The organism is Streptococcus sp. GMD4S (assembly GCF_000296955.1).
This window is the reverse complement of sequence record NZ_AJRE01000057.1, coordinates 1-13,127: the sequence shown is the minus strand read 5'-3', so window position 1 is coordinate 13,127 and position 13,127 is coordinate 1. Positions and strand designations below refer to the sequence as shown.

The 13,127-nt window shown below is 43.9% G+C and carries 9 protein-coding genes and 1 pseudogene; 7 read left to right on the top strand and 3 right to left on the bottom strand.

Features of this window, described 5'->3' with window-relative positions; all coding sequences use genetic code 11:
* The 3 genes from GMD4S_RS05540 to GMD4S_RS05530 form a co-directional block, all read right to left on the bottom strand.
* A partial coding sequence (locus tag GMD4S_RS05540; protein WP_000466194.1) for an accessory Sec-dependent serine-rich glycoprotein adhesin occupies positions 1–3,502 on the bottom strand: 3,502 nt, incomplete at its 3' end.
* Positions 3,503–4,351: 849 nt separating this feature from the next.
* Positions 4,352–5,896 carry a peptide chain release factor 3 gene (locus GMD4S_RS05535; protein WP_000155103.1) on the bottom strand — a complete coding sequence of 515 codons (1,545 nt, stop codon included), beginning with the start codon at positions 5,894–5,896 and terminating at the stop codon, positions 4,352–4,354.
* A gap of 143 nt (positions 5,897–6,039) precedes the next feature.
* Positions 6,040–6,732: a YwaF family protein gene (locus GMD4S_RS05530; RefSeq protein WP_000468954.1), complete on the bottom strand. Its 693-nt coding sequence runs from the start codon at positions 6,730–6,732 to the stop codon at positions 6,040–6,042.
* Positions 6,733–6,897: 165 nt separating this feature from the next.
* Between GMD4S_RS05530 and gatC the strand changes: the two genes are divergently transcribed.
* The 7 genes and pseudogenes from gatC to GMD4S_RS05495 all read left to right on the top strand — a co-directional run.
* Positions 6,898–7,200 carry an Asp-tRNA(Asn)/Glu-tRNA(Gln) amidotransferase subunit GatC gene (gene gatC, locus GMD4S_RS05525; RefSeq protein WP_000705411.1) on the top strand — a complete coding sequence of 101 codons (303 nt, stop codon included), beginning with the start codon at positions 6,898–6,900 and terminating at the stop codon, positions 7,198–7,200.
* On the top strand, positions 7,200–8,666 hold the full coding sequence (gene gatA, locus GMD4S_RS05520) for an Asp-tRNA(Asn)/Glu-tRNA(Gln) amidotransferase subunit GatA (RefSeq protein ID WP_000576992.1): 1,467 nt from the start codon (positions 7,200–7,202) through the stop codon (positions 8,664–8,666). The genes gatC and gatA overlap by 1 nt, the downstream gene beginning before the upstream one ends.
* The gene (gene gatB / locus GMD4S_RS05515; RefSeq protein ID WP_001008632.1) at positions 8,666–10,111 is read left to right on the top strand and encodes an Asp-tRNA(Asn)/Glu-tRNA(Gln) amidotransferase subunit GatB; all 1,446 of its coding nucleotides are present in this window, start codon (positions 8,666–8,668) and stop codon (positions 10,109–10,111) included. Before gatA ends, gatB begins: the two co-directional genes overlap by 1 nt.
* Before the next feature lie 57 nt (positions 10,112–10,168).
* Positions 10,169–10,564 carry a hypothetical protein gene (locus GMD4S_RS05510; protein ID WP_001031998.1) on the top strand — a complete coding sequence of 132 codons (396 nt, stop codon included), beginning with the start codon at positions 10,169–10,171 and terminating at the stop codon, positions 10,562–10,564.
* Positions 10,565–10,661: 97 nt separating this feature from the next.
* The gene (locus tag GMD4S_RS05505; RefSeq protein ID WP_000715061.1) at positions 10,662–11,606 is read left to right on the top strand and encodes a zinc-ribbon domain-containing transport protein; all 945 of its coding nucleotides are present in this window, start codon (positions 10,662–10,664) and stop codon (positions 11,604–11,606) included.
* Positions 11,607–11,614: 8 nt separating this feature from the next.
* The gene (locus tag GMD4S_RS05500; RefSeq protein ID WP_000505815.1) at positions 11,615–12,742 is read left to right on the top strand and encodes an SPFH domain-containing protein; all 1,128 of its coding nucleotides are present in this window, start codon (positions 11,615–11,617) and stop codon (positions 12,740–12,742) included.
* A gap of 80 nt (positions 12,743–12,822) precedes the next feature.
* Positions 12,823–13,127 (top strand): annotated as a pseudogene (locus tag GMD4S_RS05495) (elongation factor P); the annotation flags it as partial.

Below are 13,127 nucleotides of genomic sequence, written 5' to 3'. Positions count from 1 at the left end.
GACTCGCACTTGCTGAAGCAGACTGACTTGAGCTTACGGACGCTGACTGGCTAGCACTTGCAGATGCTGATTGGCTCGAACTTGCTGAAGCGGATTGACTCGAGCTCACTGAAGCGGATTGACTCGAGCTCACTGACGCTGATTCACTTGTGCTTACTGAGGCAGACTGACTAGCACTTACCGAAGCTGACTGGCTTGCACTCAATGATGCAGATTGACTAGAGCTTACTGAGGCAGACTGACTCGAACTCGCTGAAGCAGACTGACTAGCACTCACTGAGGCGGATTGGCTCGAGCTCGCTGAGGCGGATTGACTCGAACTTACTGATGCGGATTGACTGGCACTCACTGATGCTGATTGGCTCGAACTTACTGAAACAGATTGACTAGCGCTTACTGAGGCTGACTGGCTCGCACTCACTGAAGCGGATTGGCTCGCGCTGGCTGAAGCTGACTGACTCGAGCTTGCAGATGCTGACTGACTAGCACTTACTGAAGCTGATTGACTCGAACTTACCGATGCTGACTGACTTGCGCTCACTGAAGCTGATCGACTGGCACTTGCCGATGCTGATTGACTTGAGCTCACTGAAGCTGATTGACTCGCGCTCGCTGAAGCGGATTGGCTCGAACTTACCGATGCTGACTGACTCGAGCTCACTGAAACAGATTGACTAGCACTTACTGAAGCGGATTCGCTGGCGCTTACTGAGGCTGATTGGCTTGAGCTTGCAGATGTTGACTGGCTTGAACTTACAGACGCAGATTGACTTGAGCTTACAGACGCGAACTGACTAGCACTCACTGACGCAGATTCACTCGAACTTACTGATGCGGACTGACTAGCACTCAATGAAGCAGATTGACTCGAGCTGACTGAAGCTGACTGGCTGGAGCTGACTGAGGCGGATTGGCTGGTGCTTACTGAAGCTGACTGGCTTGAGCTCACTGAAGCAGATTCGCTTGAACTTACTGAGGTAGATTGACTTGCACTCAATGATGCAGATTGACTCGCGCTGACTGACGCTGACTGACTCGAACTTGCCGATGCAGATTGGCTAGCACTCAATGAGGCTGACTCACTCGAGCTTACTGAGGCTGACTCACTTGCACTCGCTGAAGCTGACTGGCTCGAACTTACAGATGCTGATTGGCTCGAACTTACTGAAACAGATTGACTAGCACTTACTGAAGCGGATTCGCTGGCGCTTACTGAGGCTGATTGGCTTGAGCTTGCAGATGCTGACTGACTTGAGCTTACTGAGGCAGACTGGCTCGCGCTCGCTGAAGCGGATTGGCTTGAGCTTACCGATGCTGATTGGCTATTACTTACTGAAATTGACGCTTGATTTGGCGTGATTTGCCCATTAAATGTATCTGAAACCAAACCATCCACTGTCGTACTACCAGTCACTGGTCCACTAGGAAGTCGTCCTCCATTGCGATCATATACTTTCTTCAAGTCAGTTGCAGTAAAGGTTACACTGGTAGAACTCCCCGTTGCCTGTTTAGTAAATGTTTCACCTGCAATTGTTAAAGTAACTGTCCCACCTGGAGCAACCCCATCTACCGTAATCGCTTGATTTGAGAGCCCACCTTTTTCGTTAAGATATTGATTCTCTATCCTTGGCGTCTGAGGGCGCACAGTAAAGCTCACGTCAATTTCATCCGTACTTCCATCTGGATAAGTTACCACCGCTGTCAAAGTATGCCGACCAGCAGACAAATTCGTATTGGTTCCAGATTTCCAAGTATAGGTTGTTCTAGTTCCCTTAGTAATTCCTGTAGTAGGTAATTCTGGCGTCCCTGTAGCATTCGTGATGTACTGACTGGCTTCACCAACAGAAACAGTCCCTGAATTGGCAGTTAGAGTAAAGTTTCGATTCACCTCAGCATTGATAGCTGGTTCGTACTTTTCAGACTGAGCATGGACTTCAAATTGAATTGCGGCAGGGTTGGCTGTTAAATCTTTTACAAGACCTACGTCAGTAGTATTTCCGCTAAAATTACCTTCCTGATCATAGGTGAAAACATAACGAGTCCACAAACTATTTACTGCTTGATTTTTTCCAACAGAACCCGTGATTGAAACGGTGAAAGGATTTGATGCTGTAGCATTTCCATCTTTGGCTAGTTTATTTGTCGGAACAATCATGCTGATACTTTGACCATTACTCGTAGTGAATGAGACAACGGTTGAAGTAGCCGGATAGGCCGCGGGAACAGCAGTAGGAACAAATTTTGCATGTTCAATTCGACCACTGTTATCAGTAAACTCAATGGTCCCAGAAAAATTTTCTTCTCGATAAATTTTAAATTTTTGCCCTTCTAGAACTGCGCCACCTGTAACGGTTATTTTCTGAAGTTCTGGCTTCTCAGTATCCCTAGCAGCTCTGAAGCTAGCGGTATTTGAAGCTTGGGTCAAAGCTTGTCCATTTCTGCTGTCACGAAGTCCAGAGTTGGCACGTAATACAGCATTTGCAATACTGTTTCGAGCTTCTGTAGCTTTTTGTAGGATAGTGGCAAGGTCAGAAGCCTCACCTTTCAAGGCTTCTGCTATCTCATTCTTCGTTAGACTAGCCTTCGTGATCGCCTCATCCGAGTTCGGAAGTCCCTGCGCTTGAGCTAGAAACTGCCCAATCTCAGCAGACAAGGCCTCTAATTTCTTCCGTTTTTCTTCATTTTGTTTTTCCGTCATGGCAACGGAAGTCATTGTGAGACCTGATTCAGCCGTCACATCTTCATTCTTTACAAGACCAGACTCACTTTGAGGCAAGGATTCTGTAGAAAAATCAACTGCTTTTAATTCTTTTGAAGGTTGTGATTCTTTCACTGTCTCCCGAGCTGGCTCACTTGCTTGGTACTGACTTTGAACACCAACTGAAGCTCTCTCTGACAGATTACTATTCGCTTGATTTTGTGTTCCAAGGGATTCACTTGAACTAGCAGTTACACTTTGACTGTTTGCCAAAGATTGACTAGTAGAAGCAGATTGGCTCATCGACTGGCTCATACTAGAAGAGCTTGAGGCACTGATGGACTGACTCGTAGAGGCAGATTGACTGGCGCTCTGCGAATTTAATTCTGACAATGACTGGCTTTGACTGGTAGACAGAGACAAGCTAGCAGTATCTTGATGATCCTGAGTCGTCCCCAGTACTACTGAATCTCTCGTCGCCAAGGTATCTTTTGATTCGACAGTCTTTTCAACAGCGACTGCATCATTGGCATAAACACGCGTTTGCGTCGCAGCAAAACCACCTAAGATCGTCCCCGTAGCTGCTATCCCTTTCAAGACATCCAAGCCCGTCAACTTCTGACCTTCTTGCTTTTCAACCATTTCTGTCTTTACTTGGCTCGTATCCGCGCTTCCACGCATCACCTTAAATAAGCCAAAAAGGGAAGTCGAGGCCCGTAGCCAATGCTTCCCTGATTTGATTAATTTGTACCGTGTCACACGGTCTGTTTCTCTATATTCACCTTTCTGGCGTCTAAAAAACATGTTACTTCCCTCTATATAAAAAAGATAAAAAAGAATTTATTCACCTATAAAATACTATCTTTTTATTATATACCAAATATACCGACAATTCAATATCTATAACACACTCTAAAGAAAGAAAATGATTTCAAAAATGACTTTATTTCAAATCTATTCTGTTTTTTCAATATAATTTTCATTTTATTGTTCTGTTAATATATTTTATTTATTTTTAACCATTTCCAAATGCTTTAAAATTTGAGCAAATAATTCCAATCACTCAGGGAATTGATTTTTATTCAAAATATAGAAAAAGTCCATGAATCAATAGCATCCACAGACTTTTAGGAATAGAGTATTTAAAGGCAGTTTCACAAATGAATCAATGAGGCCGGTAGCCGAGGTAACTTTCTAGCCTTTCCAACAAAAAAATCCACGAATCGAAAGCATTCACGGACTTTTCTTACGACGCATTTAAGCAAAATGCCATACTAATTAATAGCCGAAATCTACGACACGAAGAGGCGAAAACGATTATTTTTCGCCGATGAATTAGTGAGGCAGGTTGCTAGCCCTCTCACTACCCGTTACAACGGAAAAATCTACGAATCGATAAAATTCGTGGATTTTTCCTAGTGAAGCGTTTAGGTAAGCCGATTTTACACTACGACACGGAGTTTGGCAAATCGATTCTATTTGCCAAACGTAGTTAGTAAGGCAGTTAGCTAGTTCGCTTCCTTTATGTTACGACGGCAAAACCCACGAATCGATACCATTCGTGGGTTTTACCTAGTGAAGCGTTTAGGTAAACCGCCATAGCGGTTACCGTTAAATGATAGCAACTTTGTGTTGCTAGTCATTTGTAACGATTTACATCTTCTCCTCCAACTCTACGTCTGGATACTTGTCCGCAAACCAGCGAAGAGCAAAGTCATTTTCAAAGAGGAAGACAGGTTGGTCAAAACGGTCTTTAGCCAAGATATTTCGGCTTGATGACATCCGTTCATCCAAGTCCTCAGGCTTGATCCAGCGAACGGTCTTTTTACCCATTGGGCTCATGACCACTTCGGCATTGTACTCGCCTTCCATGCGGTGCTTAAAGACTTCAAACTGGAGTTGACCAACAGCGCCTAGCATATACTCGCCTGTTTGGTAATTCTTATAAAGCTGAATGGCTCCCTCTTGCACCAGTTGCTCAATCCCCTTGTGGAAGGATTTTTGTTTCATGACGTTCTTAGCAGAAACTTTCATGAAAATTTCAGGAGTAAAGGTTGGCAGTGGTTCAAATTCAAACTTGTTTTTTCCAACTGTCAAGGTATCCCCAACTTGATAAGTACCGGTATCGTAAACCCCGATAATATCACCTGCCACGGCATTGGTCACATTTTCACGACTTTCCGCCATAAACTGAGTCACATTCGATAGTTTGGCCCCCTTACCAGTACGAGGCAAATTGACACTCATTCCTCGCTCAAATTCGCCCGATACAATACGGACAAAGGCGATGCGGTCACGGTGACGAGGGTCCATGTTGGCTTGGATTTTAAAGACAAATCCTGAGAAATCCTTGTCATAAGGATCCACAATTTCTCCGTCTGTTTTCTTGTGTCCATGAGGTTCTGGAGCAAACTTAAGGAAGGTCTCAAGGAAGGTCTGAACCCCAAAGTTAGTCAGAGCTGAACCGAAGAAGACCGGAGTCAGTTCTCCTGCAAGAATAGCTTCTTCTGAAAATTCATTTCCTGCTTCTTGCAACAGTTCGATATCGTCCTTAACCTGAGCGTAGAAAGGATTGCTTCCAAAGAGCTTATCCCCTTCTTCCAGACTGGCAAAACGCTCATCTCCTTTATAGAGTTCCAAGCGTTGGTTATAGAGGTCATACAAGCCTTCGAAGGCTTTCCCCATCCCGATTGGCCAGTTCATTGGATAACTCGCAATGCCAAGGACTTCTTCTAGTTCTTGCAAGAGGTCCAGTGGCTCACGACCGTCACGGTCCAGCTTGTTCATAAAGGTAAAGACTGGAATGCCACGGTGTTTGACAACCTCAAACAATTTTTTGGTTTGGGCCTCGATACCCTTGGCAGAGTCCACGACCATGACCGCAGCATCCACCGCCATCAAGGTACGATAGGTATCTTCTGAGAAGTCCTCATGCCCTGGTGTGTCGAGGATATTCACGCGCTTGCCATCATAGTCAAACTGCATAACAGATGACGTGACCGAAATCCCACGTTGTTTCTCAATATCCATCCAGTCAGATTTGGCAAAAGTCCCTGTTTTCTTCCCTTTTACAGTACCAGCCTCACGAATCTCACCCCCAAAGTAGAGCAACTGCTCAGTGATGGTTGTTTTCCCGGCGTCCGGGTGGGAGATGATAGCAAAAGTACGACGTTTCTTAATTTCTTCTTGAATAGTCATAAGTTCTCTTTCTTTGATTTTCTATTTTTAGTTGTTTCAGTAGCTAAGAATGATGTTTACATTGGATTTTACCATTCCTTTCGACTCTCCATTATATCGGATTTTAGGGAGTTTTTCAATTGCTCGTCTGACGAAAAGGCAAGCTAGAGCACAGATTGTGTCTGATTTCTCTTTTTCCACCGTTTTTTGAACAAGATATCAAAGAGAACCAGAGCCAGCGAAAGGATGACGGACACAAGAAGGTACTTTAGCCATAGAGGAGCATTCGAGATAAACGGGGTATCTCTTAAGAGACCATAATTTCCACCCGTCACCTGATTAACCCCAACTAGAAAGAGATTGAGAACAAAGGTATAGGCTACAATCATATACTTCTTAAGCAAGGTCTTGTCATAGTGATTCATCAAATAAACCAAGGAATTCACTAGAAGGGCATAGTGGCCAATCAAAAAGGAAAAACTGGTGATATGGGGGAAATCATAGGGGTCAAAAACCGGGTAAACCAAAGCAAAGACCGCTCCACTTGCTCCTAAGAGAGCAAAATATTGCTTGCTCCGCCATTTATCGGGCAAGAAAACCACCGCAAACATAGCCAAACGACAATGATAAAAAGGAAGGCTGTTAGAAAAGGGAATCCCAAAACCAACATACCAACTATATAGGGCAAGTAACTGGAGAATCTGAATCCCCTTAAACAAGCGGACAAATTTCGGATTTTTGTGATAAACAAGTGCTCCATAAATACAAAGTACTAAAGTAAGCATCATAATCCCATACCAAAAGAGCGAAATGGGAGGAGGAACCGTCTGAGATCTGGTGATAAATTGATGGAACATATTTCTATCCTAACTCTTATTTTTTCTATTCTCTAGTTTAACCATTATAGCGAATTAAAAGCGATTTTTCAATTTCTATTTCTTTTCAGTTTGGCTCCCTTATTTATAGGAAAATATGGTAAAATAGAACAGACTAAAAATCATCATTTCACGAAAGGATGCAAGATGAAAATTACGCAAGAAGAGGTAACACACGTTGCCAATCTTTCAAAATTAAAATTCTCTGAAGAAGAAACTGCTGCCTTTGCGACAACCTTGTCTAAAATTGTTGACATGGTTGAATTGCTAGGCGAAGTCGACACAACTGGTGTCGCACCTACTACGACCATGGCAGACCGCAAGACCGTACTCCGCCCGGATGTGGCCGAAGAAGGAACTGACCGTGATCGCTTGTTTAAAAACGTACCTGAAAAAGACAATTACTATATCAAGGTACCAGCTATCCTAGATGATGGAGGAGATGCCTAATGATTTTTAATAACAAAACGATTGAAGACTTGCACAACCTCCTTGTATCTAAGGAGATTTCAGCTACTGAATTGACCCAAGCCACGCTTGAAGATATCAAGTCTCGCGAGAAAGCTATCAATTCTTTTGTCACTATCGCTGAAGAACAAGCCCTTGCTCAAGCCAAAGCCATTGATGAAGCTGGAATTGACGCGGATAATGTCCTTTCAGGAATTCCACTGGCTGTTAAGGATAACATCTCTACAGACGGCATCCTCACAACCGCAGCCTCAAAAATGCTCTACAACTACGAGCCTATCTTTGATGCGACAGCCGTTGCCAATGCAAAAGCCAAGGGCATGATTGTTGTCGGAAAAACCAACATGGACGAATTTGCCATGGGTGGATCAGGTGAGACTTCCCACTACGGTGCAACTAAAAATGCTTGGGACCACAGCAAGGTTCCTGGTGGATCATCAAGTGGTTCTGCCGCAGCTGTGGCTTCAGGTCAAGTCCGCTTGTCACTTGGTTCTGATACGGGGGGATCCATCCGCCAACCTGCTGCCTTCAACGGGATTGTTGGTCTCAAACCAACCTACGGAACGGTTTCTCGATTCGGTCTCATTGCTTTCGGTAGCTCACTAGACCAAATCGGGCCTTTTGCACCAACTGTTAAGGAAAATGCCCTCTTGCTCAATGCGATTGCCAGCGAAGATACTAAAGACTCGACTTCTGCTCCTGTCCGCATTGCCGACTTTACTTCAAAAATCGGTCAAGACATCAAAGGTATGAAAATTGCTTTGCCTAAAGAATACCTCGGTGAAGGAATTGACCCAGAAGTTAAAGAAACCATTATCAAGGCAGCCAAACACTTTGAAAAACTTGGTGCCATTGTCGAAGAAGTCAGTCTTCCTCACTCTAAATACGGTGTTGCCGTTTACTACATTATAGCTTCTTCAGAAGCTTCCTCAAACCTGCAACGTTTTGACGGTATCCGTTACGGCTACCGCGCAGAAGATGCAAGCAACCTTGATGAAATCTATGTGAACAGCCGTAGTCAAGGTTTCGGTGAAGAGGTAAAACGCCGTATCATGCTAGGTACTTTCAGTCTTTCATCAGGTTACTACGATGCCTACTACAAAAAGGCTGGACAAGTCCGTACCCTCATCATTCAAGATTTCGAAAACGTCTTTGCGGATTACGACTTGATTTTGGGACCAACTGCTCCTAGTGTTGCCTACGATTTGGACTCCCTCAACCACGACCCAGTTGCCATGTACTTGGCTGATCTTTTGACCATCCCAGTCAACTTGGCAGGCCTCCCAGGAATTTCAATTCCTGCTGGATTCTCTCAAGGTCTCCCAGTCGGTCTCCAATTGATCGGTCCTAAGTACTCTGAGGAAACCATTTACCAAGCTGCTGCTGCTTTTGAAGCGACAACAGACTACCACAAACAACAACCCGTGATTTTTGGAGGTGACAACTAATGAACTTTGAAACAGTCATTGGACTTGAAGTCCACGTAGAGCTCAACACCAATTCAAAAATCTTCTCACCAACTTCTGCCCACTTCGGAAATGACCAAAACGCCAATACCAACGTGATTGACTGGTCTTTCCCAGGAGTACTTCCGGTTCTCAATAAAGGTGTTGTCGATGCTGGTATCAAGGCCGCTCTTGCCCTCAACATGGACATCCACAAGCACATGCACTTCGACCGCAAGAACTACTTCTACCCTGATAATCCAAAAGCCTACCAAATTTCTCAGTTTGATGAGCCTATCGGTTATAATGGTTGGATTGAAGTCGAGCTAGAAGACGGTACGACTAAGAAAATCGGTATCGAACGTGCTCACCTAGAAGAAGACGCTGGTAAAAACACCCACTGTACAGATGGCTACTCTTATGTTGACCTCAATCGTCAAGGGGTGCCATTGATTGAAATCGTATCTGAAGCCGACATGCGTTCCCCAGAAGAAGCCTATGCTTATCTAACAGCTCTCAAGGAAGTCATCCAGTACGCTGGCATTTCTGACGTTAAGATGGAAGAAGGTTCTATGCGTGTGGATGCCAACATCTCCCTTCGTCCTTATGGTCAAGAGAAATTCGGTACCAAGACTGAGTTGAAAAACCTCAACTCCTTCTCAAATGTTCGCAAAGGTCTCGAATACGAAGTCCAACGCCAGGCTGAAATCCTTCGCTCAGGTGGTCAAATTCGCCAAGAAACACGCCGTTACGATGAAGCTAACAAGGCAACCATCCTCATGCGTGTCAAAGAAGGTGCTGCAGACTACCGCTACTTCCCTGAACCAGACCTACCACTCTTTGAAATCTCAGATGAGTGGATTGAGGAAATGCGCACTGAATTACCAGAGTTTCCAAAAGAACGTCGTGCGCGCTACGTATCTGACCTTGGCTTATCAGACTACGATGCTAGCCAGTTGACGGCAAACAAAGTCACTTCTGACTTCTTTGAAAAAGCTGTTGCACTCGGTGGTGATGCCAAACAAGTCTCTAACTGGCTCCAAGGTGAAGTTGCTCAGTTCTTGAACGCCGAAGGTAAGACACTGGAACAAATCGAATTAACACCAGAAAACTTAGTAGAAATGATTGCCATCATCGAAGACGGCACGATCTCTTCTAAGATTGCCAAGAAAGTCTTTGTCCATCTGGCTAAAAATGGCGGTGGCGCGCGTGAATACGTGGAAAAAGCAGGCTTGGTGCAAATCTCTGATCCAGATGTCTTGATCCCAATCATCCACCAAGTCTTTGCGGATAACGAAGCTGCCGTTGCCGACTTCAAGTCAGGTAAACGCAACGCAGACAAGGCCTTCACAGGATTCCTTATGAAGGCAACCAAAGGCCAAGCCAACCCACAAGTCGCCCTTAAACTGCTTGCACAAGAATTGGCTAAGTTGAAAGAAAGTGAGTAATTTACTCTTTATACACTTTTTTCTACTTTTAAGACGAGAATGAGACAAGGAGAATAAATGAACAAATTTTTACGATTGCTATTTGTCTTAGTCATCATCGCTATGTTAGGCGCTTCTATACTACAAATTTTCTTTCCATCGTACATGGGAAGCCACTCCGGGTACGGAATATCTGCTGGTTGGCAACGAGAAATTGGAATATGGAATTTAGCTGTATTGATTATTATTCTCGCTATCAATATTAAATACGATTGGTTCTATCTACGAATCGCACTTCTTGCTCTCATTATTGGCGGAATTGGAATAGGAACAAATCACTTACTCAATTATATGGAGTATCACTCTCCTGTAAATGCTATCGGTGCTTTTGAAAATTACTTGCTAGCAATAGGGTGGATTGTGGGATGGCTCATCGAGCGCCATTCCATAAAGAAGCTAAATGCTAGTAAATAACGCCTAGTATATCTTAGATTATTTTAAAGGTTATTAATAGTTTAATAATCATTCGAATTCAGAATTCTACCTTTTCAATCATATAGTTAGGAGACACATGAAAAAGTTTTACGCTCTTTTAATGACCTGTTTATTACTTGTTTTTCTATCCGTGCCTCAAATCGTTGATGCAGGTGTCGGGCATTCCAGAAGTGGAGGGAGCAGCCGCAGTAGCAGCCGCTCAAGTGGAGGTGGAAGTCGTTCTGGCGGATCATCCTACCACTACTACCGCTCTGGATATGGATCATCCTCTGACAGTTCTGCTAGCTCTCCCTATTTAGGATTTATGTTCATATTAGTCGGAGGAATCATACTAGTTGTTATCGTCAAATCCTTGCGGAATAAGTCTGGAGATTCGAGTTCAACCTACACTAGTAATGATTCTCAAACGCTCCATCGTCGAGTTGAACACAACACACTGGCCATTAGTCGTGTGAAATATGGGGATCCAAACTTTGACGCGGTAGCCTTCACATCTTGGGTTAAGGAAGTCTACCTTAAATTGCAGGTTGCCTGGACTGAGAAAAATTGGAACTCTGTCCGCGCTTTGGAAAGTACCAGTCTCTACTCCCAACACAGTACCCAACTTGAGGACCATATTCGATCTAAAACAACTAATGTTTTAGAGAAAGTTTGTATCGAAAATGTTCGCATCAAGGAGTTCATTGAAAATCCTGACGGAAACGATACCTTAGTGGTGATTCTGTCATCTACCTTGCGGGACTATGTCATTGACGATGAGACTCGCCGTGTCATTGAAGGAGACCCTAAAAAAGATCTCTTCACCGTGTATCAATTAAACTTTATCCGTCAACACGGTAGCCAAACGCAAGCAGTCAATCCAGACCAAGTTGTGAGCGACCACTGTCCAAACTGTGGCGCCCCTTTGAAAATCTCTGCAGTTAGCGAGTGCGACTACTGTGGTGCCAATCTCTCTCGCAGTCCAAACCAATGGGTACTGGATACCTATGATGTTGTGGATGAAGACGAGCTTTATAATTAGGAGGAATTATGGGATTTATACGTGCAGCCTTATCAGCAGGCTTAAATAGTTTTAATGATAGTAAATTCAAGGAAGCCATCGTCCTTCCAGACAATGTCTCTGGCGACGCCTTGGCCATCAAGGGACAATTACTCACTAAAGACCCCGATGGACGTTCTCGTCACAGCAATCAAAATACTGGACTCTTGTCGGATGGCAGTGTGGTTATCGTTCCCCAAGGCTATACCGCTGTTTTGGTAAACAACGGTACCTTCCTTGGTGAAGTCCTCGAAGCTGGTAGCCACGAATGGCAAGCTGGTGATAATGCCTGGCTCCTTGAAAAAGGTGGTTTAAAAGGCACTTGGGAAAGCTTTAAAAACCGTTTCTCTTTCGGTGGACAAGTCATCACCCAACAAGAAATTATTTTTATCCGCATGCAACCTATTGCAGGTAATAAGTTCGGCACACAAAACGCGGTCGAATACTTCAGCGAACGTTACCAACAGCTGCTTAATATCCGTTTCTATGGCTTGTTTGATGTAAAAATAGCAGATCCAGTCCTCTTCTACGTGAGTTCTGTTAGCCGTCAAATTACTGACGGACAGCCATTTACTCTCCAAGATGTAGCTCAAGGAACGCTCCGTCAAAATATCGCACCAAAAATCGCGATTGCCATTGCCAAATATACCAACGAAAACAAGGTTGATATCTATAGCCTCAATGCCAACCAAGACACCTTTAACGAACTCGCTAAACAAGAGGTCAACAAGGTTTGGACAGGTCTCTACGGAATTGAAGCAACTAACATCTTGCTTGAAGACCTCAGCTACGACCAAGAAAGTCTTGATATCGTTCGCAAGCTTGATAGTGAGCTCGTGGCAATGAAGTACAACACGATTGAAATCGAAGAACGCCGTGCTCGTAACGAAGCACTTATTGCTGCAGCTGCCAACGAAGGGAATGGCAATGGGATGAACATGTTTATGGGCATGAATCTTGGCCAAACTCTGGGTGGTCAACTAAGCCAACAAGTTCAAAATCAAGCACCGGCTCAAAATGCTGGGCAAGCTACTAGCAAGAATTTTTATATCGAAGTCGATGGAAAATACGTCCTCGTTACTAAAGACGAAGATGGAAATATCGTACCAGTCAACTAATTAAGCTCCTTCTGACATTTGAGTAATGTTGTCTTTTATGGTACAATAAAGAGTAAATTATTTATTAAAGAGGTAAAAACATGATTGAAGCAAGTAAATTAAAGGCTGGTATGACCTTTGAAACAGCTGACGGAAAATTGATCCGCGTTTTGGAAGCTAGCCACCACAAACCAGGTAAAGGAAATACAATCATGCGTATGAAATTGCGTGATGTCCGTACTGGTTCTACATTTGACACAAGCTACCGTCCAGAGGAAAAATTTGAACAAGCCATCATCGAGACTGTCCCAGCTCAATACTTGTACAAAATGGATGACACAGCCTACTTCATGAATACAGAAACTTACGACCAATACGAAATCCCTGTAGTCAACGTTGAAAACGA